Origin of the sequence: Bacillus sp. DX4.1, from assembly GCF_030348195.1 — a bacterium.
In the GTDB taxonomy this organism is placed as follows: domain Bacteria; phylum Bacillota; class Bacilli; order Bacillales; family Bacillaceae_G; genus Bacillus_A.
The window spans coordinates 4,102,184-4,125,969 of sequence record NZ_JAUCFT010000008.1 but is presented as its reverse complement, the minus strand read 5'-3'; the positions used below and the strand labels follow the sequence as shown (position 1 = coordinate 4,125,969).

The following is a 23,786-nucleotide window of genomic DNA, read 5'->3' as shown; positions in this document are numbered from 1 at the left end:
GTCTTTATTGTACCTCTGAAGTTAGGGGCAAACTATCGAATGAGATGACAATAGCATTACCCTGTTGTAAGAGTCATTTTGTTATAAAAAAAATAGTACAGGTATATAAAGATACAGTGTAACAGTTTGGAAAATATAGTATACTGAAATACAACACACGAAGAATTTAGGGAAAAGAAAGTATGGTGAAACCATTTGGCTACCAAACATAATCAAATTTTAGAATATATCAATAGTCTGCCGGTAGGGCATAAAATTTCTGTGCGTCAAATCGCAAAAGAATTGAGTGTAAGTGAAGGGACAGCTTACCGTGCGATTAAAGATGCGGAGAATAAAGGGTATGTTAGTACAATTGAACGGGTTGGTACAATACGTATTGAGCAGAAGAAAAAAGAGAATATTGAAAAACTGACTTTTGCAGAAGTTGTCAATATTGTTGACGGTCAAGTACTTGGCGGAAGAGAAGGATTACATAAGACACTAAATAAATTTGTCATCGGGGCGATGAAGTTAGAAGCGATGATGCGTTATACAGAAGCAGGGAACTTGCTTATCATTGGGAATCGTACGCAAGCACATCAATTGGCGTTAGAAGAAGGAGCTGCTGTATTAATTACAGGTGGATTTGATACAGAGGAACATGTGAAAAGGTTAGCAGATGAGTTAAAGTTGCCGATTATTTCGAGTAGCTATGATACGTTCACGGTGGCGACGCTTATTAACCGTGCAATTTATGATCAACTTATAAAAAAAGAAATTGTACTCGTTGAAGATATTTTAACACCGATTGAAGAGACTTTATGTTTAAAGCCTAGCGATACAGTAGCGCAATGGCATGCGTATAATGAAGAGACGATGCATGGGCGTTATCCAATTGTTGATGAAACGAATAAGGTGCTAGGTATTGTAACCTCAAAAGATATGATTGGTGTAGCAAAAGAAATGCCGATTGAAAAGGTAATGACAAAGCAGCCAATTACGGTAAATGGAAAAATGTCAGTTGCAGCTGCGGCACGTATGATGGTGTGGGAAGGGATTGAACTTCTTCCTGTTGTCGAAGATGGAAATAAACTTCAGGGGATTATTAGTCGTCAAGACGTATTACAAGCATTGCAAATGATTCAACGTCAACCACAAGTAGGAGAAACGATTGATGATATTGTGACGAATCAATTTGTAAATCCGAAAGAAGCAAAACAAGAACAGAGTTATCAATTTTCTGTGACACCGCAAATGACGAATTCAATTGGAACATTATCATACGGTGTGTTTACAACGATTGTAACGGAAGCGACGAACCGCGTGATTCGTGCACAGAAAAAAAGCGATTTAATTGTTGAAAACTTAACAATTTATTTTGTAAAGCCAGTTCAAATTGATAATATTGTATCCGTGCATCCGAAAGTATTAGAAATTGGACGTAAATTTGGTAAAGTCGATGTTGAAGTACAACACGAAGGAAACGTTGTTGGGAGAGCATTGTTAATGGTGCAATTAATTGATCGTTAAGCATAAGAAAGAGCTGAATGTAGAATTCCATTTTAGCGGGAGTTTGATTCAGCTCTTTTTTTGTAGAAATGCATGAATACAACTAATGATAATGAGATTGTGGGAAAGATTATATTCCATGAAGTGAAGGTAATATTGGAGTCGGGATCGTAATGTCTCATATGCCAAATTTCATATAAACCATTTAAAATGAGGGTTATAATAGGGGCTACGAAAGTTTTCTTCGTAAATATGGAAATCAATATACTTAAGCAAATGACGACAAGAGTGACAATGAATAGTTGCATAAGAAAAGGATTGATTTGATTAATCAAAATTATAAAGCTTCCCTCTGTTTGGTAATTTATAGTATAATTTAATTGTCAGATAATTGATGTGTAAAAAGAAAAAGGATGGTGTTCAATATGTCATCAGCTTGGCTCTTTTTTGGTAGTATTGCATTGTTTTATTTTCTTATTATGATACCTATTCAATATTTTTATATTGAAGGGTTAAATGAACAAAGGCAAAGAACGAGACGTTCACAAAAAGAGCTTTATAAAAATATGTCTTTTGAAGAAGAGCAATTACATTTTCATGTGCAGGGAAACCCTTGTAATATCCCTCCTGCATTTGTTGCATATATGATTTTGAAAATGAAGGAACGTAAAAAAGCATCAGAATAAATTTCTGATGCTTTTTATATGGCTCACATTGCTTTGTAAGATTCGGCTTCTTTCACCGCAAGCGGCAAGAAATGTTTATACTGACGGAATCCATTAAAACTACTCGCACCGCCAAATAAGATAAATAAAACGCCGACGATGATACGTGCGGTCGAGAGGTCTAAGAAAAATTGATTTACGCCAAACAATGTAACGAATAGGCCGAGTGCCATTGCTGATTTTCCCGAAAGCCATCCTTTTTCCATTGGACGGTTTGTACGAAAATATTTTGTTTTATAGAAGAGATACAACATAAATGAGACGATAATACAAAAGACTAATACTGGCATGATATAATCCTCCATCGTTTTGTATAGAATGTATCTCCAAATGTGTTTTATGTGTTGGCAAGGAAGTGAATGGAGATAAGAGAAAAAAGTTATTATCGGAAGTTTCACACTATTATTATAAAGCAATTGTCTCCTTGTATAAATCGTTTTACGTTATAATGAAGGATAAAGTGAGACTTTAATAATAAATTGTGTGGAAATCGATTAAAAGGAGACTATTACATATGCATGAACCAATTTTAGCAGCGATTAAACAGTTTGATACTATTATTATTCACCGTCACGTACGTCCAGACCCGGATGCGTTAGGATCTCAATGTGGTCTTGGAACGATGCTACAGCAATCGTTTCCAGAGAAGAAGATTTATATGGTTGGATACAGTGAACCATCTTTATCCTATTTACGCGTGATGGATGAAATCGATGATGAAGTGTATGAAGATGCTCTTGTTATCGTTTGTGATACAGCCAATCAAGAACGTGTTTGTGATCAGCGTTATACGAAAGGGAAGATGCTCATTAAAATCGATCATCATCCAAATGAAGATCCGTATGGAGATATTACGTGGGTTGATACGACATCAAGCTCTACAAGTGAGCTCATTTATGAGTTTTATTCTTACGGAAAAGATAAAGGTTTAACATTAACGAAAGAATCAGCTCGTCTTATTTTAGCAGGTATCGTTGGAGATACAGGGCGTTTTTTATTCCCAAACACATCTGCAAGGACGCTTCGTTTTGCATCTGAGCTTGTTGAAATGGGTGTGGAGTTTCCTGCATTATATAATGAAATGTATAGGACGAAAGAACGAATTGCTCGTTTAAATGGATATATTTTACAAAACTTTACGATGACAGAAGAAGGGGCTGCGTATATAAAGCTTACAAAAGAAGTACTAGAGCAGTTTGATGTACTTCCTTCTGAGGCATCTGGTGTTGTTGGAGCGCTTGGAAATATTGAAGGGTTACAAGCTTGGGTTCTATTTTTAGAGGAAGAAGATGTGATCCGTGTACGTCTTCGTTCAAAAGGGCCAGTAATCAATAAGTTAGCAATGCAATATAACGGCGGAGGTCATCCGATGGCTTCTGGTGCAAAAGCATTTTCTTGGGAAGAAGCGGATCGTATTTTTGCTGACTTACGTGAAATATGTAAATGACAAGAAAGGTAGAGCATCGCTCTACCTTTCTTGTTTTATATTGATGCCAATTTCGAGTACAGTATCAAAAGCTATCGTTTCAATTTTGAAACGGTAGCTTCGGTCATAATGTTTATATACTTTATTTTCAATTGTTTTCTTTAGTAGTTCTTTATTTTTTGCTACGCTCTGCACATTTTTTGTCACGAGATGCTGGAGGTCGTCTTGAATAGAAGTGATGATATTTTCGAGTGTAACACTGTCTAAATCATATTTATCGTGATTTGAAATTTCAATTTTAATTTCTTGAATGGTTAAAAGGCTCTTATTTTCTTCGTTTAATTTATTACGATCTTCTAGGAGGACATGTAGCCTCTGTTCTTGTTCATTAATTATTTTTTCTTGTTTCCCAATTGTACGTGCTTGATCTTCCTGAAAAACGCCATATATGTACAAGAAAATAATCCAGCTTAAAATCCCTCCAACAGCAGCGCCGCCCAAGAACAAATACCACCGTTTGGCGATAGAAGCACTTGGAACTTTCATACATGCTCCTGTGTAATCCATTTAATAATAATAAGTCCTGTTTGCATCCCGCCTGTTGCAAATAAAATAAGTAAAACTTGTTTAACAATATCTTTCATATCTCCTTCGAAAAAACTTCTTTCAAAACTATAAAATGTATCAAAAGTTCCGCCGATTGCCGCAACGAGTGCCCAAATTCGTAAATTTTGTGAGAATTGATTAATCATCGTAAGAGGAGGTTTTCCAACAAGGAATGCTCCAATGCCTCCGATTAAAGAACCACCAATCATTACCCCAAAGGCAATAAAGTAGCTTGTGATGAGAAGAGCGAAAAAAGTTTGTCTTATCTCCATCATTATTCCCCTTTCTTCTTCATGTATATGGACAAAGTATAAGAAGTATGTTTTGATTTCCGCTTTCGTCATCACCTATAATGAAAGTAGTCATACAGGTAAAGAGAGGGTACAAAAGTGAAGTTTGTGCATTTACAATGTCAAACCGTTTATAGTTTGTTAAAAAGTGCTTGTAAAATTGATGAGCTTGTAAGTCGAGCAAAAGAGCTTGGTTTTTCATCGTTAGCAATTACAGATGAAAATGTGATGTACGGTGTGATTCCATTTTATAAAGCATGTAAGAAAGCTGGTATTCAGCCCATTATTGGATTAACGGCATCTGTTTTTAATGAAGAGGAAGACCAGTCATATCCGCTCGTTTTACTTGCGGAAAATGAAGCTGGTTACGAGAACTTATTGAAAATTTCTAGTACGATTATGACAAAGTCAAAAGATGGAATTCTGAAAAAGTGGCTTGCTCATTATGCGGAAGGAGTACTTGCCATTTCTCCGGGAAAAGATGGGGAAATTGAACAGCTGTTATTACAAGGAAAAGACGAGGCTGCTGAAGAAGTAGCTAGTACGTATAAAAATATGTTTGGGAGCTTTTATATGAGTTTGCAGCATCATGCGATTCAAGATGAGTTATTGCTGCAAGAGAAATTACTGCAATTTGTAAGCTCTATGAAACTTCCAGTCGTTGCTACAAATGATGTTCGTTATGTAAAACAGAGCGATGCGCTTGTACAGGAGTGTTTATTATCGGTACATAGCGGAACGAAAATGACCGATCCAGACAGGCCAAGATTGCAGACGGATCAGTATTATTTTAAGTCATCTGCTGAAATGGAAGCCCTATTTTCTTCCATGGAAGAAGCGCTTCATAATACAGCTGTTATTGCGGATCGTTGTCATGTGGAGATTCCGTTTCATGTCAATCAATTGCCGAAATTTCCGGTCCCTGCTAACGGGACATCTGGTGCATATTTACGCCGTATTTGTGAAGAGGGCTTACAGAAACGATATCAAGTGGTAGAAGCGGTACATAAGAATCGTTTGGATCATGAACTCGGGGTTATTTCTCGCATGGGATTTAGCGATTATTTCCTCATTGTTTGGGATTTTATGAAGTATGCTCATGAGAATGGCATTTTAACGGGGCCAGGTCGTGGTTCAGCGGCGGGTTCACTCGTTTCTTACGTATTAGAGATTACAGATATTGATCCGATTCAGTATGATTTATTATTTGAACGATTTTTAAATCCTGAGCGCGTTACGCTTCCAGATATTGATATTGATTTTCCGGATATCAGACGTGAGGAAATGATTCGTTATGTAAAGGATAAATATGGTCAGCTTCGCGTTGCTCAAATTGTTACGTTTGGAACACTTGCTGCTAAAGCAGCGATTCGAGATATTGCGCGTGTAATGGGGCTTCAGCCGAAAGATACAGATTTATTTTCAAAACTCATTCCGTCTCGCATTGGTATTACACTAGAAGAGGCATATGAAGAGTCACAGGGACTTCGTGAGTATGTGCAAAGTAATTTGTTATATGAACGCGTTTTTGAAATTGCAAAACGTGTAGAAGGCTTGCCGCGCCACACTTCTATTCATGCAGCTGGGGTTATTATGAGTCAGGAACCTCTGACGGGAAGTGTCGCGATTCAGGAAGGACATAACGATGTATATGTAACGCAGTATCCAGCAGAAGCATTAGAAGAACTCGGATTGTTAAAAATGGATTTTCTCGGTCTCCGCAATTTAACGCTACTTGAGAATATTTGTAATTTCATTGTTGAAACAACGGGGAAACAAGTGGATATACGACGTTTACCTCTTCAGGATGAAAAAACATTTCAGTTGCTTGGAAGAGGAGATACGACAGGCGTTTTTCAGCTTGAGTCAGCGGGAATGCGGGGTGTATTACGTACACTAAGGCCAAATGAGTTTGAAGATATTGTGGCTGTCAACGCTTTATATCGTCCAGGACCGATGGAGCAAATCCCAGTTTTTATTGAATCAAAGCACGGGAAGCGACAAATTCATTATTTACATCCGGATTTGAAACCAATTTTAGAAAGTACGTATGGCGTTATTGTATATCAAGAACAAATTATGCAAATCGCCTCGCGCTTAGCGGGATTTTCACTTGGAGAAGCAGATTTATTACGACGTGCTGTTAGTAAGAAAAATCGGGACATTTTGGATCAGGAACGGACGCATTTTGTACAAGGCTGTTTACGAAATGGACACGATGAAACATCGGCACAGCAAATGTATGACTTAATTGTTCGCTTTGCGAATTATGGTTTTAACCGAAGTCACGCTGTGGCGTACAGTATGATTGGCTATCAGCTTGCTTATTTGAAAGCAAACTATCCATTGCAATTTATGACAGCACTATTATCAAGTGCAATTGGAAATGAAGATAAGATTGTTCAGTATATCCGTGAAACAAAGCGAAAAGGTTTTCGTGTTTTATCTCCGTCCCTTCATAGAAGTAGTGATCATTTTCAGGTGGAAGGAAATGCAATTCTATATAGTTTGCTTGCAATTCGTAATATAGGGATGGCGACAGTGAACGCGGTGATTGAGGAGAGACAGAAAAAGCCGTTTCAAGATTTATTTGAGTTCTGCGTACGTATGCCGGCAAAGTTTGTGACTGAGCGCAATTTGGAGACGCTGATTTGGGCTGGCTGCTTCGATGATTTTCAAGTGTCACGTGCATCCCTTTTTGGCAGTATTAAGGGCGCGTTAGAATATGCGAGTTTAGCTCGTGAAATCGGTGAAGACCTTGTACCGAAGTCAGAGTATGCGCAAGAGATAGATCTATCTTTCATTGAGCAATTAGATAAAGAGAAAGAGGCACTTGGCTTTTATTTATCAAGTTATCCCACTGCGCAGTATGCAAAATTAATTAAGCAACTGGAGATTCCGACGCTTGCCCAAGCGATGAAGCAGCAGCGGAAAGTGCAGCGAACAATTGTATATTTGACAAGTATAAAAGTCATTCGGACGAAAAAAATGCAAAAAATGGCATTTTTAACGTTTTGTGATCAAAATGATGAAATGGAAGCGGTTGTATTTCCAGAGACGTATGTTCATTTTGCTGAGAGGCTACAAGAAGGAGCGGTTGTTCTACTAGAAGGGACTATTGAACAGCGAAACCATAAGTTGCAATGGATTGTGAATGGTATTTATCAGTTAGAACAGATGGATGTTTACGATGAAATGGAAGAAGCATCTATTTATGTGAAAATACCATCTCAGTATGAAAAAAGAGTATTTAACAATGTCACGAAAATATTATTTCATTATTCAGGTTTTGCGAAAGTACTAATTTATTATGAAAAAGAACATAAAATGGTACAATTGTCTCGTAGTTTGTCAATCCATCCAAGTGAAGAATGTTTACAAGCGCTTCGCGAAATCGTCGGTGAGGAAAATGTTGTTGTGAAAATATAATGGACAATTTCCCTGTTTTTCGATTATTATAGTAGTAGCGTTCGTGGTCAGACCACTTGGAGAGAATGATATGCAGCAAGAACAAATTGAGGAGAGTGGATAGTTTGTCAACACTTCGTGAAGAAGCACTTCACATGCATAAAGTGCATCAAGGAAAATTAGAAACTGTATCAAAAGTAAAAGTAGAAAATGCAAAAGATTTAAGTCTTGCGTATTCTCCAGGGGTTGCAGAACCTTGTAAAGATATCTATGACGATAAAAGTAAGGTATATGAATATACGATGAAGGGTAACATGGTAGCAGTTGTAACTGACGGAACAGCTGTGCTTGGTCTTGGAAACATCGGACCAGAAGCATCTCTTCCAGTAATGGAAGGTAAGGCAGTATTATTCAAGAGCTTTGCTGGCGTAGATGCATTCCCAATTGCCCTAAATACAAACGATGTAGATAAAATTGTTGAAACTGTAAAATTAATGGAGCCAACTTTTGGTGGCGTAAACTTAGAGGATATTGCAGCACCAAACTGCTTTATCATTGAAGAGCGCTTGAAAAAAGAAACAAACATTCCTGTATTCCATGATGATCAACATGGAACAGCTATCGTAACAGTAGCGGGTCTTGTAAACGCACTTAAGTTAGTTGGAAAGAAAATGTCTAATATTAAAGTTGTAGCAAGCGGTGCAGGAGCAGCGGGGATTGCGATTATTAAACTTTTATATCGTTATGGTGTACGCGACATTATTATGTGTGACAGAAAAGGCGCGATTTACGAAGGTCGTCCTGTCGGCATGAACCCTGTAAAAGACGAGGTTGCGAAATATACAAACAAAAATCGTGAAGAAGGTTCTTTAGCGGAAGTTATTCAAGGGGCAGACGTATTTATCGGTGTATCTGCAGCGGGTGCGTTGACTGAGGAAATGGTTCGTACAATGAACGAAGATGCAATTATTTTTGCAATGGCAAATCCGGTTCCAGAAATTATGCCGGAAATTGCAAAAGCCGCAGGAGCAGCTGTTGTTGGAACTGGACGCTCTGATTTTCCAAACCAAGTAAACAATGTACTAGCGTTCCCTGGTATTTTCCGCGGTGCACTTGATGTACATGCAACACAAATTAATGAAGAAATGAAAGTAGCGGCTGTACAAGCTATATCAGAGCTTATAACAGCTGATGAACTAAACGCAGACTATATCATTCCAGCTCCGTTTGATGCGCGTGTAGCGCCGCAAGTGGCGGCTTACGTTGCGAAAGCTGCGATGGAGACTGGTGTAGCACGTCGTCAAGTAGATCCAAATGAAGTAGCTGAGAAAACAAAAAAATTAGCGATGATTGGTAAAGAATAAGCGAGGAAATTCAATTGACATCATCAAATACAAAAGTCTATCTTGAAATTGTAAAAAAAATCCGTTCGATTATGGAAGAGGATGGATTAGTGGCAGGAGATCGCTTGCCGTCTGAACGAGAGTTAAGCTCACGTTTAAATGTGGGACGTTCTTCTGTACGAGAAGCATTGCGAGCATTAGAGCTCGTAGGGTTAATTGAAACAAGGCGAGGAGAAGGGACGTTTATTCGAAACTTTTATGATAATGGCCTTGTACAATTAATTGCACCGTTTTTACTACAGGATGAGAAAACAATTCGTGATTTGTTACAGACGAAACGATTGCTTGAAAAAGATGTTCTTCGCATCGTATGTGATTTACCGAAGGAAACGTTTTCTGTGGTGCTTAGGATGTTACACCAAGTGCTTAAGGACAACGAAAGCTCTATTGATGTGTTTCATCAAACGTTTTTTAAAACACTTATTGAACAAGTGGACAATTATTTATTGTATCGTATTTGGATGATTGTAAATGATTATGTTGCAACTCTTTCTTGTCATATTTCGCTAGAATCTATAGAAATCTATAGAAAGCTGTATGAAGTATTAGAAGCGAAAAATGAAGAAGAAGCGTTGAAAATCTATGATGAATTAGTAGAAAACATACAGTTTCACTCGTAGTGTATAAAATTTGTCGAAATGACCATGACACGTTATGACAAACAATTTAGCGCATAGCGGTTAAAGTTAAACGTAAAGAGAAAGGTTATTAGTGCGTGTTCAAAAAGGAGAATAAAGAAATGCGACAGCTATCTTTACCGGACTTTTTGAATATCCTCTAGTAGACAGATTGAGAAGACAAGGCTAACATCAAACTTCGGTGTTAGCCCCGTTTTCTTCCTACCCTAACCTTAGCTCTCAACAAAGGGGGTCAAATTGTGCTAAGAGATTTATTCGTAAAAAAGAAAAAATATGCTGCAATTCCTTCAGAACAAGTACGAAGAGATGTACCGGATGGCGTTATGACAAAATGCCCGAAATGTAAGAAAATCATGTATACAAAAGAGCTTCTTAAAAACTTAAAAGTATGCGTGAACTGTGGCTATCATCATCCGATGAATGCATGGGAACGTCTTGACAGTGTATTGGACGAAGGTTCATTTCGTGAGTATGACAAAGAGATGGTTTCGTTAAATCCACTCCAATTTCCAAACTATGAGGAGAAATTAGAGAGTGATCGTAAGAAAACAGAATTAAACGAGGCAGTTGTGACAGGCGAAGGAACAATTGATGAGATGCTTGTTGTTATTGCAGTGATGGATTCTAGATTTCGAATGGGCAGCATGGGCTCTGTCGTAGGTGAAAAAATTGCACGTGCAGTTGAAAAAGCATACGAGCTACAAGTGCCGTTCATTATCTTTACTGCATCGGGCGGTGCACGCATGCAAGAAGGCATTTTAAGCCTAATGCAAATGGCAAAAACGAGCGTAGCTTTGAAAAAGCATAGCAATGCCGGAGGATTATTTATTTCTGTTATGACGCATCCGACAACGGGTGGTGTTTCAGCAAGTTTCGCTTCACTTGGTGATTATAATTTAGCAGAACCAGGTGCACTTATCGGTTTTGCTGGTAGACGTGTGATTGAACAAACGGTGCGTGAGAAATTGCCGGAGGATTTCCAAACGGCAGAGTTTTTACTAGCGCACGGTCAATTGGATGCGGTTGTGCATCGTGATGATATGAAAGATACGCTCCGTAAGGTTTTAGAAGTTCATCAGGGAGGGGAAGCGGCTGTATGGCAGAACTAGAATTTGAAAAACCAGTTGTTGAGCTAAGAAATAAAATCTATGAGCTGAAAGAATATACGAAAAACACCCAGATGGACTTCAGTGAGGAGATTCGTATTTTGGAAGACAAGCTAGAAAATTTAGAGGAAGAAATATACGGCAATATGAAAGTATGGGACCGCGTTCAAATTGCTCGTCATGCTGAACGACCGACGACGCTCGATTATATTGAGCACTTATTTACTGATTTTTTTGAATGTCATGGAGATCGTCTATTTGGCGATGATGCGGCGATCGTCGGCGGCATTGCGAAATATCATGGAATGCCTGTAACAGTCATTGGGCACCAGCGCGGGAAAGATACGAAAGAAAATATTCGTCGTAATTTTGGGATGCCTCATCCAGAAGGATATCGAAAAGCACTGCGTTTAATGAAACAGGCTGAGAAATTTAATCGTCCAATCATTTGCTTTATTGATACGAAAGGTGCTTATCCTGGTAAAGCTGCTGAAGAACGTGGACAAAGTGAAGCGATTGCGCGTAATTTATTTGAAATGGCAGGACTGACAGTGCCTGTTATTTGTATTGTAATTGGTGAAGGTGGAAGTGGCGGTGCGTTAGGTCTTGGAGTAGGAGATTACATTCATATGCTAGAAAATTCCACTTATTCTGTAATTACCCCAGAAGGAGCAGCGGCAATCCTTTGGAAAGATGCAGGAAAAGCGAAAGAAGCTGCTGAAGCGATGAAAATTACAGCAGCTAATTTGAAAGAATTGGGTGTAATTGATGAAATTATTCCGGAAGCGCGAGGCGGTGCGCATCGCAATATTTTGAGGCAGGCAGAAAATATTGACCTTATGCTGAAAAAAACATTCCAACAATTAAAAGGTGTTTCAAAAGATGAACTGATCGAAAATCGTTATGAAAAATATATGAAAATTGGGCAAGTTTCGTTTTCAAACGCTTCCATTTGGGTAAAATAAGAAAAGCGTGCGTTCCACTTCGCGAATGCACGTTTTTCTTGTGAAAAGACACATCTTCTCCATTGTGTTTTTATATTTTTTCGTGTTATTTTATTATAAGGTAAATAATCTTTATGAGGTGAGTACAAATGAAACGTATTGGTGTATTAACAAGTGGTGGAGATTCACCTGGTATGAATGCTGCCATTCGTGCGGTTGTTCGTAAAGCAATGTTCCATGACCTGGAAGTATATGGTATCTATCATGGATACGCAGGATTAATTTCTGGTCATATTGAAAAATTAGAACTTGGTTCTGTTGGCGATATTATCCACCGTGGTGGAACAAAATTATATACAGCAAGATGTCCAGAGTTTAAACAACCAGAAGTACAACTACAAGGTATTGAGCAATTAAAGAAACTTGGTATTGAAGGACTTGTTGTTATTGGTGGCGATGGTTCTTACCAAGGTGCTAAAAAATTAACAGAGCATGGCTTCCCTTGTGTCGGTGTACCAGGTACAATTGATAATGACATTCCTGGCACAGATTTCACAATCGGTTTTGATACAGCGTTAAATACTGTAATTGATGCGATTGATAAAATTCGTGATACAGCTACATCTCATGAACGTACATATGTTATTGAAGTAATGGGTCGTCACGCTGGCGATATCGCATTATGGGCTGGTTTAGCTGATGGTGCGGAAACAATCTTAATCCCAGAAGAAGAGTATGATATGGAAGATGTTATTGCTCGTCTAAAACGCGGTAGTGAGCGTGGGAAAAAACATAGTATTATTGTGGTAGCTGAAGGTGTTGGTAGTGCGATTGAAATTGGTAAACAAATTGAAGAGGCAACACAATTTGATACTCGTGTTACTGTGTTAGGTCACGTACAACGTGGTGGATCACCAAGTGCACAAGACCGTGTATTGGCAAGTCGTCTTGGTGCAAGAGCAGTTGAACTGTTACTTGCAGGACAAGGTGGACGTTGTGTAGGTATTCAAAATAATCAACTTGTTGATCATGATATTATCGAAGCGTTAGCGCAAAAACATACAATTGATCAAGATATGTATCAATTGTCAAAAGAATTATCCATCTAATCGAATTAATGTCGGATATTTGGGAACGGTTTCATAATTTTCGGAGGTGCAATATGCGTAAAACAAAAATTGTATGTACTATAGGTCCTGCTAGTGAAAATATTGAAAAATTAGAGCAATTAATTGAAGCGGGGATGAACGTTGCTCGTTTAAACTTCTCTCATGGTAGCCATGAAGAGCACGGAGCACGTATCGAGAATATTCGTAAAGCATCAAAGAAAACTGGTAAAACAGTAGGGATCTTACTTGATACAAAAGGCCCAGAAATTCGTACGCACGATTTCGTAGACGGACAAGCTGAATTAGTAACAGGTGCAGAAGTTGTTATTTCTACAGAACAAGTATTAGGAACAGCTGAAAAGTTCTCTGTATCTTATGCAGGTCTTTATGATGATGTACACCCAGGATCTCGCATTCTAATCGATGACGGCCTTATCGAGTTAGAGGTACTAGAAAAAGAAGACGGTGATATCCGTACAAAAGTATTAAACAGCGGCACTGTAAAAAATAAAAAAGGTGTAAACGTACCAAACGTAAGCATTAAGCTTCCTGGTATCACTGAAAAAGACGTAAAAGACATCATCTTCGGTATTGAGCAAAAAGTTGACTTCATCGCAGCTTCTTTCGTTCGTAAAGCGTCTGACGTATTAGAAATTCGTGAATTACTAGAAGGTCATAATGCGCAGTACATTCAAATCGTACCAAAAATTGAAAACCAAGAAGGTATCGATAACATCGATTCTATCTTAGAAGTTTCTGACGGTTTAATGGTAGCTCGTGGTGATATGGGTGTAGAAATTCCGCCTGAAGAAGTACCATTAGTACAAAAACGTCTAATCAAAAAATGTAACGTATTAGGCAAGCCAGTTATTACTGCAACACAAATGTTAGATTCTATGCAACGTAACCCTCGTCCAACGCGTGCGGAGGCGAGTGACGTAGCGAATGCTATCTTTGATGGTACAGATGCAATCATGCTTTCTGGTGAAACTGCAGCGGGTCTATACCCAGTAGAAGCGGTAACAATGATGGCAAATATTGCAACACGTGTTGAAAAATCTTTACAATATGAAGATATGTTCAAAAAACGCATTAAAGAACAAACTGCAACAATTACAGATGCAATTAGTCAATCTGTTGCACACACAGCGATCGCTCTTGAAGTAGCTGCAATCGTTGCGCCAACAGAAAGTGGCCATACTGCGAAAATGATCTCTAAATACCGTCCGAAATCTCCAATCTTAGCTGTAACATCTGACGAGCAAGTATGTCGTCGTCTTGCACTTGTTTGGGGTGTACAAGCGTTTATGGCTGGAAAACGTGCAGCATCTACTGATGAAATGTTAGATACTGCGATTCAAACAGGTATGGATGCAAATCTAATCGGTGTTGGTGATACGGTTGTAATCACTGCTGGTGTACCAGTTGCGGAAACTGGCACAACAAACTTAATGAAAATCCATGTTGTTGGTGAGCAAATTGCTAAAGGACAAGGAATTGGCCGTAAATCAGCAAAAGGTAAAGTAGTTGTAGCGAAAACAGCTGAAGAAGCTGTAGCGAACGTAACAGAAGGTTCTATCCTTGTTACAACAAGTACTGATAAAGATATGATTCCTGCAATCGAAAAAGCTGCAGCTCTAGTGGTAGAAGAAGGTGGCTTAACAAGCCATGCAGCAGTTGTAGGTGTATCAATCGGTATTCCAGTTATCGTTGGTGTTGAAGGTGTAACAACAACTTTAATCTCTGGCCAAGAAGTAACAGTTGATGCAGCGCGTGGAATTGTTTATAATGGACATGCGGAAGTGCTATAAGAAGTAATATGGAGAGAAGGATGGGAATCCTTCTCTTTTTTTTACAATTTGAAAACAAAAATATTCTGATAAAGTGAAACTATCATCGATGGGGCTTTTACGGCCTGCTAGAGTGAGAGAGAATGGTATGAGGGTTGTTCCTCCTTTCCTTATTGATGGAAAGCTTGTATACTAGGTTGTTATATAAATCCATTTTGATTTTTCGACATATAAGCCACGGCTATGGATAACAAAAGGTGACCTGTACTCCTCTCTTTGTTTTCACTGTGTCTGGGCAGAAAAAGTATCTGACCGCTTCTATGCATGGCCGGATGCTCTCTCTCACCTAAAAAGAAGGGGTTTATGTCGGGTTTTTAATTTGTATTTATATAGTTTTAAATTGAAGGTTTTACCCCGTTATTCGCGGACGGTAATCCCCCACCTCAAAGTTCGACAGGAAGCAAAGAACTTAGGTGGGGGATAAACTACCCGTAAAAGCCCAATTGGTGAGGGCTGATAATCAGTGGGAGAAGAAGAAAAAAACACTGATAAAAGTTTTACTTTATTGACTGTTAAAATGAGATAAAGGGGTGAGTAAATGAAATGGTTTCTTTTTCTCTTGATTTTAATTCCGGCTATTGAAGTAACTGTATTAATCGGATCGAGTCATTTTATAGGAATGTGGCCAACATTTGCTATGATTGTGTTCACCGGTGTTATAGGTGTTTATTTGGCAAAGCGACAAGGTTTTGCGGTATTAAGAGAGATTCAATACCGATTAAATAGAGGTGAATTGCCAGGAGATGCTGTATTAGATGGTATTTTTGTTTTTATAGGCGGGATCCTCCTATTGGTACCTGGATATGTGACGGATGTAATAGGGATTATTCTTATATTCCCTGTAACGCGAAAGCCGTTTAAACTAATGATGATAAAGTGGCTACAGTGGAAATTAAGTAGAAATACAACAATTATCGTTCAAAAATAACACTTGAAGTGGAAGTTACTTCAAGTGTTATTTTTTTTCAAAACTAAAATGTATATTTATTCACTTGAATAAAAAGGAAGAAAAGGGAAGAATCTTTATACGTTATGAAGAATAAAAAACCAAAAATCGGTTTCGGAGGTATAAAAACAGTCTATTTCAATAAAAAAGAAGGTGATTATCCACTATATATGGACGATCACCTTCTTTTTTTGTCTGTATGAAAAGAGGGATGCTATTTGATCATTTAAAGCAGATGTTTCTCGACGGTCTCACTAATTTCATCTTTGCTATCCTTTAATAAACTTCCACAAATCATGAAACACACGAGCTTTGTGTAATGTATTTAATAGCACTAAAGTGACTGGACCGATAATTAAACCTAAAAATCCATATAATTTAAATCCAACAAATAATGCGATAAGTGTTGGCAATGGATCGAGTCCGATATTAGAGGATAATACTTTTGGCTCCATTAATTGTCTTTGGACAATAACGACGATATATAAAATGAGTAAACCGATTGCGAACGCTGTATCTCCTGTGAAAAATATATAAATAATCCAAGGAACAAAAATAGCTCCAGTTCCTAAATAAGGAAGTAAATCCACAATACCTGTAATGAGAGCAATTGTAATTGCGTATGGTACGCGTAAAATTAATAGCCCGATTAATACGATAATTGTCGTCATGGAGACAAGTGTAAGTTGTGCTTTTACAAATCCAAATAAAGCTTTTCGTAAATCGAAAAAAATGGTCTTTCCATATCCATGTATACGATTTGGAAGCGATTTTTTAACTCTATGGGCAAGTGTGTGCCAATCGAAACTAATAAAGAAAGTTGCTAATAAAACGAAGACAAGGACTGTTAACGTTGTTGGAAGTGCGCTAATAAAGTATGTTAATCCACTTATAATAGCGGTTAACAGATCTTTCATTTGCTTTGTTGCTTCTGTTCCTAGATTTTGAATATTTTGTGTAATCGTATACTGCTGCGATTCGCCAAGATGATTAAATTTAGAAATTAAATCATCATATAAAGGCATAATATTGTTGAGCGCAAATTGTTGTGCATATTGTATAATGGCTGGAAGTTTATCTGTGACAACTTGTAGTAAGTAGGTTGTAGCGGAAATAACTTCTGTCACAATGTACGTAACGAGACCCACAATGGCACCGAAAACAAGAATTAAGCCGACGAGTACTGCTAAGGCACGGGGGAATTGAAGTTTTTGATTGAGAAAATTCACGACTGGATTTATCAAATAAGCAAAGGCTAAGGCAATGATAAATGGGTATATAAGACCGGAAACATACAATAGTACATAAAACCCAATTATTGCTACTGCAATGACAAATAAAAGTCGTAATATAATATACAGTAAATTTCGATTCAAAAGTGCTTACCTCCCATTCCGAATTGTATTGTGTTATATTGGAATGATGGATTTATCCCGCTATTCGCAGGCCGTAACAACCCTACCTCAAGATGCGAAGAAATGCAGAAGATAACTGCCCCTAAAAGCCCGATTGGTGAGGGCTAATTATTAGTGGGAATGGAGACTTCCACTGATAAAAGTTTCGTTGTATCTACCTTTATTTTACCTGTTTTTTCTAAGAAAAGAAAGGAGAGCAACGTCCCTTTTCCGCTAGGAGAAAAGGTTTTATTGGTATAAAAATATCTGATCATAGCTCATCGGTGGGTTTCGTTTATCCCACTATTCGCGGGCGGTAATACCCCCGCCTCAAAATTCAGCAAAAAGCAAAGAAGTTAGGTGAAGGGTAAACTGCCCGTAAAATCCCGATTGGTGAGGGTTAATGATCAGTGGGGGATGAAGAAAACCCCACTGATAAAGGTTTCACTTTATCATCAGCACCCATTAACGACAAAATCAGTGTAAATTATGTATAACGATGTGTTTAACAGTAATTTCATTTGTGAATGCTTTCATTATTTTCAGAAAGGAAGTGCAATCATGATTAGTCAATCAACGTTATTTTTATTCATATTACTTATTATTGGACTTGTTGCGAAAAATCAATCACTAACTGTAGCTGTAGGGGTTTTATTCTTATTAAAATGGACGTTTTTAGGAGATAAGCTTCTTCCGTATATGCAAACGAAGGGGATTAATCTTGGAGTAACAGTTATTACTATTGCTGTTCTTGTCCCGATCGCTACTGGTGAAATTGGATTTAAGCAATTGGTTGAAGCAACTAAATCGTATTATGCGTGGATCGCGCTGGCCTCAGGGATAGCAGTTGCTCTTCTTGCAAAGGGTGGCGTACAACTGTTAACAAGCGATCCTCACATTACGACAGCGCTTGTATTTGGGACAATTATAGCGGTGGCATTATTTAATGGAGTCGCTGTAGGACCGTTAATCGGAGCGGGAATTGCCTATGCAGTGATGAACATTATACAGATGTTTAAATAAAAAATTTTATTGTAATATAAATTTTTTGAATTCTTTCCATTCACAAAAGTCAGATAATTGTTTATAATAGAGTTAGAAAACTTTTTAAAGGCTACATAGCAGCAAAGATTTACACCAGATAAAATAAAAACAACATAAAACAATTTTTTATTGATATTGTTTTATGTTGTTTTTATCATAGACTCTTCGAAACTAGTTTTCCTCACCATCTGTTGTTCTAAGCGTGAGGATTCGGGGAGAAACTCACGCTCATGCTTTGCGAAAAGCAATGGAACTACATGATGGGAACATCACAACAAATTTGCATGATCGTGCATTTTGCTTGCCTAAAGAGTGAACGGGCGTTCATAATTTATAAGGAGAGCAAACAGATACAAAGGAGCAGGGTTGGGAGAATTTTTAGGAAAAGGAGAGAGTGTTATGACTGTTATTCGAGGTTTAGAAGGGGTAGTAGCAACAACATCATCCGTGAGTTCTATTATTGATGATACATTAACTTATGTTGGGTATAATATTGATGATTTAGCGGAAAATGCTACGTTTGAAGAAGTAATATATTTATTATGGCACCGCAAGCTTCCAAACGAAGAGGAGCTAACGGAGTTAAAAAAGATGTTATCTGAAAATTCTAAAGTTCCGAGTGAGATTTTAACATATTTAAAACAAGTAGATTTAAAGGTTGCGCATCCAATGACTGTTTTACGAACAGCGATTTCCATGTTATCATTATACGATGAGAGCGCTGAATTAATGGATGAGAAGTCCAACTATTTGAAAGCGGTTAAATTGCAGGCTCAAGTAGGAACTCTTGTTGCAGCTTATGCAAGAATTCGCAAAGGTTTAGAAGTAGTTGAGCCACGAAAAGATTTATCGCTAGCTGCAAACTTTGTTTACATGTTAAATAACCGCGAACCAAATGAAGTAGAAATTGAGGCTTTCGATAAAGCGCTTGTGCTTCATGCGGATCATGAATTAAATGCTTCTACATTTACAGCGCGTGTTTGTGTTGCTACACTTTCAGATGTATACTCTGGTATTACTGCAGCAATTGGTGCACTGAAAGGTCCTCTTCACGGCGGGGCAAATGAAAATGTAATGAAGATGTTGAAAGAAATTGACGAAGAAGAAAATGTAGAATCCTATATTCATAATGCGCTTCAAAATAAAGTTAAGATTATGGGATTTGGTCACCGCGTATATGAGCATGGTGATCCACGCGCGAAACATTTACGAGAAATGTCTAAGAGATTATGCGTGCTATTAGGGGAAGAAAAATGGTATAATATGTCTATCAAAATCGAAGACATTGTAACAAAAGAAAAAGGTCTTCCACCAAATGTCGATTTCTATTCTGCTTCCGTTTACCATTGTTTAGGAATTGATCATGATTTATTTACACCAATCTTTGCAATTAGTCGTATGTCAGGCTGGTTAGCTCATATTCTAGAACAATATGAAAATAACCGCTTAATCCGTCCACGTGCTGATTATAATGGACCAACGCATCAACGATACGTTCCATTAGCACAACGATAAGTAAAAACACTATTTGGATAGTGTAAATACGCTTTCAAAAGTCTGATTTTTTCGCAAAGATATAATGATTGGAATATTTTAATTTGACTAACGGTTTGAACTGAGGGTTTAATCCCTCAGTTTCATACATATGAAATTTCACACATGGGGGTTATCACAGTGACGACAGGAGAAAAAATTACTGTAACGAATGGTGTTATGAATGTACCAAACAATCCGATTATTCCTTTTATTGAAGGGGATGGCATTGGACCAGATATTTGGACGGCTGCATCTCGTGTACTAGAAGCGGCTGTTGAAAAAGCTTATGATGGTGAGAAGAAAATCGTTTGGAAAGAAGTGCTTGCTGGAGAAAAAGCATTTAATAAAACAGGCGAGTGGTTACCAGAAGAGACTTTAAATGAAATTCGCGAATATTTAATTGCAATTAAAGGCCCGCTTACAACTCCTGTTGGTGGTGGTATTCGTTCTTTAAACGTAGCGCTTCGTCAAGAATTAGATTTATACGTATGCCTACGTCCAGTTCGTTACTTTGAAGGTGTTCCTTCACCTGTAAAACGTCCGGAAGATACTGATATGGTTATTTTCCGTGAAAATACAGAAGACATTTATGCTGGTATTGAATATGCGCAAGGGTCTCCAGAAGCACAGAAAGTGCTTGAGTTCTTAAAAGAAACAATGGGTGTAAACAAAATTCGCTTCCCAGAAACATCAGGAATTGGTATTAAACCAATTTCAGAAGAAGGGACAAAGCGTCTTGTTCGTGCCGCAATTCAATATGCAATTAACGAAAATCGTTCTTCTGTTACTATTGTTCATAAAGGTAACATTATGAAATTTACAGAAGGTGCTTTCAAAAACTGGGGTTATGAAGTAGCGGAACAAGAATTTGGCGATAAAGTATTTACTTGGGCTGAATATGACCGTATTGTTGAAAAAGATGGTAAAGATGCAGCGAATACAGCGATGGCAGTAGCTGAAGAAGCTGGTAAAATCATCGTAAAAGATTCTATTGCAGATATCTTCTTACAACAAATTTTAACACGTCCACGTGAGTTTGATGTTGTTGCAACAATGAACTTAAATGGCGATTATATTTCTGATGCACTTGCAGCACAAGTAGGTGGCATTGGTATTGCACCTGGTGCAAATATTAACTATGTTACTGGACATGCTATTTTTGAAGCGACACATGGTACAGCTCCAAAATATGCAGGTTTAGATAAAGTAAATCCATCTTCTGTTCTTCTTTCAGGAGTATTATTATTAGAACATCTAGGTTGGAATGAAGCGGCGAAATTAGTAACTGCTTCAGTAGAAAAAACAATTGCTTCAAAAGTGGTAACATATGACTTTGCACGTCTAATGGATGGTGCAACAGAAGTGAAATGTTCCGAGTTTGCTGATGCACTTATCAACAATATGGATGTAGCGGCAATCAAAAACGCATAATTCAAGGTGGGGGAGAAGTTATGACAATCAAACGCAAAAAAGTTTCAGTCATCGGTGCAGGATTTACAGGAGCAACAACAGCATTTTTATTAGCTCAAAAAGAGCTTGCAGATGTTGTATTAGTGGACATTCCACAGCTGGAAAATCCAACAAAAGGGAAAGCGTTAGATATGTTAGAGGCAAGCCCTGTACAAGGTTTTGATGCTAACATTATCGGCACATCTGATTACGCAGATACTGCTGATTCTGACGTTGTTGTTATTACAGCAGGTATCGCACGTAAACCAGGTATGAGCCGCGATGATTTAGTAGCGACAAACTCAAAAATTATGAAAAGTATTACGCGTGATATTGCAAAACATTCACCAAACGCAATTATTGTTGTATTAACAAATCCAGTTGATGCAATGACATATTCTGTATTTAAAGAAGCAGGCTTCCCGAAAGAACGCGTTATTGGTCAATCGGGAGTATTAGATACAGCTCGTTTCCGTACATTCATCGCACAAGAATTAAACTTTTCTGTAAAAGATATTACAGGATTTGTTCTTGGTGGACATGGTGATGACATGGTACCACTTGTTCGTTATTCTTATGCGGGTGGTATTCCATTAGAAACATTAATTTCGAAAGAACGCTTAGAAGCAATTGTAGAACGTACACGTAAAGGTGGCGGCGAAATTGTAAGCTTACTAGGAAACGGTAGTGCATATTACGCACCAGCTGCTTCTTTAGTTGAGATGACTGAGGCGATCTTAAAAGATCAACGTCGTGTATTGCCAGCTATCGCATACCTTGAAGGTGAATATGGTTATAGCGATTTGTATTTAGGTGTACCAGTTATTTTAGGTGGTAACGGAATTGAAAAAATTATTGAATTAGATCTTCTTCCTGAAGAAAAAGCAGGATTAGATCGTTCTGTAGAATCTGTGCGTAATGTCATGAAGGTTCTTGTTTAATAGAATATAAGTAAGGAAAAAGATTCGGGGCCCCGAATCTTTTTCCTCTATTTGGCGGATTGTTTTTTTAAAATAATATGAAAACGCTATCATTTTTTATATCCTATGATAAGAACCTATATTTGCAATATACTTTGCTTCATTATAGTAGTGACTCGAATAATATATCGCCTTTGGTAGGATAATAAAATAAAACTTTTCTCAGTATGGGGATCCTATTCCCTTGCTATTTTCTTTGAATCTCTTGGAATAGTAAGGTTGGGGTATATCCGCAAATAGGGAGATAAAGTAAAATTCGGAGGGGGTTGTAACATGTTAAAGAAAAAAGTACAAATTGGTCGTCGAATGGATGAAATTACAGTAGGAGAGAAGTTATCCATCACTGAGAAAATTGAGGATAAGGATTTGTTATTGTACTTAGGATTAACAAATGATTCAAATCCATTATATATTCAGCATGATTACGCATCCCAAACTCCGTATGAAAAACCGATTGTACCAAGCATTATGTTAACGGGTATGATTACAACAGCAGTCACGAAATATTTACCAGGTCCAGGTAGTCATGTTGTCAAGAAAGATCTTACTTTTGTGAAACCTGTACACCATTATGAAACATTGCAAATTCATTTTGAAGTTATGGCAGTTTCTCAAGAGGAGCACACGATTGATATGCGTGTATTCGCTTATGATGAAAAAGAAGAAGTGGTTGTGAAAGGTGTATTGACGGTAACACCGCCACATCATTTAACGTCGATTTTGGAAAGAACATTAGATAATTTTTAAAAAAACAGGTGAGAAATCACCTGTTTTTCTTATCACGGACTAATAAATAGTAATGTCTACACTTGGAAAATTTTCACTTCATCCACGAGGCCAGAGTATGATAAACACACCAATCAGACAAACGGCTGCACCGGCCCAGTCAAATACATCGGGTGCTTTTTTATCTACCATCCATCCCCAAAGTAAACTCATGATAATAAATACACCGCCATAAGCTGCGTATACGCGGCCGAAGCTAGAGAATACTTGAAAGGTAGCAATAACACCATATAAGCATAAAATAATGCCACCGATGAGACCAACTCCGATGGAACTGCCTTCTCGCAGCCATTTCCATATGAGATAGCCGCCACCAATTTCAGCTAATCCTGCGACAATAAAAATAATACCTGCTTTAAACATAAAAACTTCCTTTCTCTATCGTTGTCGTCTGAAAGAGGCGAATGGATTTAACTTTATCCCGCATTAACGGGCAGTAATACCCCCACCTCAAAGTTCTGCAAGGAGCAAAGGAGTTAGGTGGGGGATAAACTGTCCGTAAAAGCCCGATTCGTTCAACTAATGATCAGTGGGGGATGAAGAAAACCCCCACTGATCAAAGTTTCACTTTATGTATTACTGCCTGTAATTGATCAGGGCTAATAATCAGCGAGGGATGAAGAAACCCCCATTGATTAAAGTTTTACTTTATCTTCTT

Annotated in this window: 21 protein-coding genes; 16 read left to right on the top strand and 5 right to left on the bottom strand. The window is 37.9% G+C overall.

Features of this window, described 5'->3' with window-relative positions:
- Positions 1-195 precede the first annotated feature (195 nt).
- Both QUF99_RS23985 and QUF99_RS23980 read left to right on the top strand, forming a co-directional pair.
- Positions 196-1,509: a DRTGG domain-containing protein gene (locus QUF99_RS23985; protein WP_289373422.1), complete on the top strand. Its 1,314-nt coding sequence runs from the start codon at positions 196-198 to the stop codon at positions 1,507-1,509.
- 404 nt (positions 1,510-1,913) lie between these two features.
- Positions 1,914-2,174 (top strand): DUF3949 domain-containing protein, encoded by a 261-nt coding sequence (locus tag QUF99_RS23980; RefSeq protein WP_289373420.1) that lies wholly within the window; start codon positions 1,914-1,916, stop codon positions 2,172-2,174.
- 23 nt (positions 2,175-2,197) lie between these two features.
- Here QUF99_RS23980 and QUF99_RS23975 read toward each other — a convergent pair whose 3' ends face one another.
- Positions 2,198-2,503: a YtpI family protein gene (locus QUF99_RS23975; protein WP_289373419.1), complete on the bottom strand. Its 306-nt coding sequence runs from the start codon at positions 2,501-2,503 to the stop codon at positions 2,198-2,200.
- A 224-nt stretch (positions 2,504-2,727) separates the two neighbouring features.
- On the opposite strand from QUF99_RS23975, the gene QUF99_RS23970 reads away from it, so the two are divergent.
- Positions 2,728-3,660, top strand: coding sequence for a DHH family phosphoesterase (locus QUF99_RS23970; protein ID WP_289373417.1), 933 nt, complete (start codon positions 2,728-2,730; stop codon positions 3,658-3,660).
- Positions 3,661-3,681: 21 nt separating this feature from the next.
- On the opposite strand, the gene ytrI is transcribed toward QUF99_RS23970, so the two are convergent.
- Together ytrI and ytrH are read right to left on the bottom strand one after the other, a co-directional pair.
- The gene (gene ytrI / locus QUF99_RS23965) at positions 3,682-4,185 is read right to left on the bottom strand and encodes a sporulation membrane protein YtrI (protein ID WP_289373416.1); all 504 of its coding nucleotides are present in this window, start codon (positions 4,183-4,185) and stop codon (positions 3,682-3,684) included.
- Positions 4,182-4,517 carry a sporulation membrane protein YtrH gene (gene ytrH / locus QUF99_RS23960; protein WP_289373414.1) on the bottom strand — a complete coding sequence of 112 codons (336 nt, stop codon included), beginning with the start codon at positions 4,515-4,517 and terminating at the stop codon, positions 4,182-4,184. The genes ytrI and ytrH overlap by 4 nt, the downstream gene beginning before the upstream one ends.
- Before the next feature lie 117 nt (positions 4,518-4,634).
- Between ytrH and dnaE the strand changes: the two genes are divergently transcribed.
- From dnaE to QUF99_RS23920, 8 genes are all read left to right on the top strand, one after another.
- The gene (gene dnaE / locus QUF99_RS23955) at positions 4,635-7,964 is read left to right on the top strand and encodes a DNA polymerase III subunit alpha (protein WP_289373413.1); all 3,330 of its coding nucleotides are present in this window, start codon (positions 4,635-4,637) and stop codon (positions 7,962-7,964) included.
- Positions 7,965-8,029: 65 nt separating this feature from the next.
- Positions 8,030-9,307 carry an NADP-dependent malic enzyme gene (gene ystJ, locus QUF99_RS23950; protein WP_289373412.1) on the top strand — a complete coding sequence of 426 codons (1,278 nt, stop codon included), beginning with the start codon at positions 8,030-8,032 and terminating at the stop codon, positions 9,305-9,307.
- Between the two features lie 14 nt (positions 9,308-9,321).
- On the top strand, positions 9,322-9,966 hold the full coding sequence (locus QUF99_RS23945; protein ID WP_289373410.1) for a FadR/GntR family transcriptional regulator: 645 nt from the start codon (positions 9,322-9,324) through the stop codon (positions 9,964-9,966).
- A gap of 257 nt (positions 9,967-10,223) precedes the next feature.
- On the top strand, positions 10,224-11,093 hold the full coding sequence (gene accD / locus QUF99_RS23940) for an acetyl-CoA carboxylase, carboxyltransferase subunit beta (RefSeq protein ID WP_289373408.1): 870 nt from the start codon (positions 10,224-10,226) through the stop codon (positions 11,091-11,093).
- Positions 11,081-12,055 carry an acetyl-CoA carboxylase carboxyl transferase subunit alpha gene (gene accA / locus QUF99_RS23935; protein WP_289373407.1) on the top strand — a complete coding sequence of 325 codons (975 nt, stop codon included), beginning with the start codon at positions 11,081-11,083 and terminating at the stop codon, positions 12,053-12,055. Before accD ends, accA begins: the two co-directional genes overlap by 13 nt.
- 128 nt (positions 12,056-12,183) lie before the next feature.
- Positions 12,184-13,143, top strand: a complete 960-nt coding sequence (pfkA, locus tag QUF99_RS23930) for a 6-phosphofructokinase (RefSeq protein ID WP_289373406.1) — start codon at positions 12,184-12,186, stop codon at positions 13,141-13,143.
- Between the two features lie 53 nt (positions 13,144-13,196).
- Positions 13,197-14,954: a pyruvate kinase gene (pyk, locus tag QUF99_RS23925; protein ID WP_289373405.1), complete on the top strand. Its 1,758-nt coding sequence runs from the start codon at positions 13,197-13,199 to the stop codon at positions 14,952-14,954.
- Between the two features lie 577 nt (positions 14,955-15,531).
- On the top strand, positions 15,532-15,921 hold the full coding sequence (locus QUF99_RS23920; RefSeq protein ID WP_289373403.1) for an FxsA family protein: 390 nt from the start codon (positions 15,532-15,534) through the stop codon (positions 15,919-15,921).
- A 287-nt stretch (positions 15,922-16,208) separates the two neighbouring features.
- On the opposite strand, the gene ytvI is transcribed toward QUF99_RS23920, so the two are convergent.
- Entirely contained in the window at positions 16,209-17,315 is a 1,107-nt protein-coding gene (gene ytvI / locus QUF99_RS23915; RefSeq protein WP_289373402.1) for a sporulation integral membrane protein YtvI, read from the bottom strand.
- 579 nt (positions 17,316-17,894) lie between these two features.
- Between ytvI and QUF99_RS23910 the strand changes: the two genes are divergently transcribed.
- The 5 genes from QUF99_RS23910 (at position 17,895) to QUF99_RS23890 (ending at position 23,089) form a co-directional block, all read left to right on the top strand.
- Complete coding sequence (locus tag QUF99_RS23910) at positions 17,895-18,356, top strand: DUF441 domain-containing protein (RefSeq protein WP_289373401.1); 462 nt, start codon at positions 17,895-17,897, stop codon at positions 18,354-18,356.
- Between the two features lie 387 nt (positions 18,357-18,743).
- Entirely contained in the window at positions 18,744-19,892 is a 1,149-nt protein-coding gene (citZ, locus tag QUF99_RS23905) for a citrate synthase (RefSeq protein WP_289373400.1), read from the top strand.
- Positions 19,893-20,051: 159 nt separating this feature from the next.
- Positions 20,052-21,344 carry an NADP-dependent isocitrate dehydrogenase gene (gene icd / locus QUF99_RS23900; RefSeq protein WP_289373399.1) on the top strand — a complete coding sequence of 431 codons (1,293 nt, stop codon included), beginning with the start codon at positions 20,052-20,054 and terminating at the stop codon, positions 21,342-21,344.
- Positions 21,345-21,364: 20 nt separating this feature from the next.
- Positions 21,365-22,303, top strand: coding sequence for a malate dehydrogenase (mdh, locus tag QUF99_RS23895; protein WP_289373398.1), 939 nt, complete (start codon positions 21,365-21,367; stop codon positions 22,301-22,303).
- 312 nt (positions 22,304-22,615) lie between these two features.
- Complete coding sequence (locus tag QUF99_RS23890) at positions 22,616-23,089, top strand: MaoC/PaaZ C-terminal domain-containing protein (protein ID WP_289373397.1); 474 nt, start codon at positions 22,616-22,618, stop codon at positions 23,087-23,089.
- A gap of 78 nt (positions 23,090-23,167) precedes the next feature.
- On the opposite strand, the gene QUF99_RS23885 is transcribed toward QUF99_RS23890, so the two are convergent.
- Positions 23,168-23,491, bottom strand: coding sequence for a YnfA family protein (locus tag QUF99_RS23885; protein ID WP_289373396.1), 324 nt, complete (start codon positions 23,489-23,491; stop codon positions 23,168-23,170).
- Between the last annotated feature and the right edge of the window lie 295 nt (positions 23,492-23,786).

Excerpts from the sequence above, each read along its gene's own strand:
- QUF99_RS23980 (WP_289373420.1), top strand. The coding sequence starts at position 1,914 with ATGTCATCAGCTTGGCTCTTTTTTGGTAGTATTGCATTGTTTTATTTT.
- QUF99_RS23975 (WP_289373419.1), bottom strand. The coding sequence starts at position 2,503 with ATGCCAGTATTAGTCTTTTGTATTATCGTCTCATTTATGTTGTATCTC.
- QUF99_RS23970 (WP_289373417.1), top strand. The coding sequence starts at position 2,728 with ATGCATGAACCAATTTTAGCAGCGATTAAACAGTTTGATACTATTATT.
- ytrI (WP_289373416.1), bottom strand. The coding sequence starts at position 4,185 with ATGAAAGTTCCAAGTGCTTCTATCGCCAAACGGTGGTATTTGTTCTTG.
- ytrH (WP_289373414.1), bottom strand. The coding sequence starts at position 4,517 with ATGGAGATAAGACAAACTTTTTTCGCTCTTCTCATCACAAGCTACTTT.
- ystJ (WP_289373412.1), top strand. The coding sequence starts at position 8,030 with ATGATATGCAGCAAGAACAAATTGAGGAGAGTGGATAGTTTGTCAACA.
- accA (WP_289373407.1), top strand. The coding sequence starts at position 11,081 with ATGGCAGAACTAGAATTTGAAAAACCAGTTGTTGAGCTAAGAAATAAA.
- pfkA (WP_289373406.1), top strand. The coding sequence starts at position 12,184 with ATGAAACGTATTGGTGTATTAACAAGTGGTGGAGATTCACCTGGTATG.
- pyk (WP_289373405.1), top strand. The coding sequence starts at position 13,197 with ATGCGTAAAACAAAAATTGTATGTACTATAGGTCCTGCTAGTGAAAAT.
- QUF99_RS23920 (WP_289373403.1), top strand. The coding sequence starts at position 15,532 with ATGAAATGGTTTCTTTTTCTCTTGATTTTAATTCCGGCTATTGAAGTA.
- QUF99_RS23910 (WP_289373401.1), top strand. The coding sequence starts at position 17,895 with ATGATTAGTCAATCAACGTTATTTTTATTCATATTACTTATTATTGGA.
- mdh (WP_289373398.1), top strand. The coding sequence starts at position 21,365 with ATGACAATCAAACGCAAAAAAGTTTCAGTCATCGGTGCAGGATTTACA.
- QUF99_RS23890 (WP_289373397.1), top strand. The coding sequence starts at position 22,616 with ATGTTAAAGAAAAAAGTACAAATTGGTCGTCGAATGGATGAAATTACA.
- QUF99_RS23885 (WP_289373396.1), bottom strand. The coding sequence starts at position 23,491 with ATGTTTAAAGCAGGTATTATTTTTATTGTCGCAGGATTAGCTGAAATT.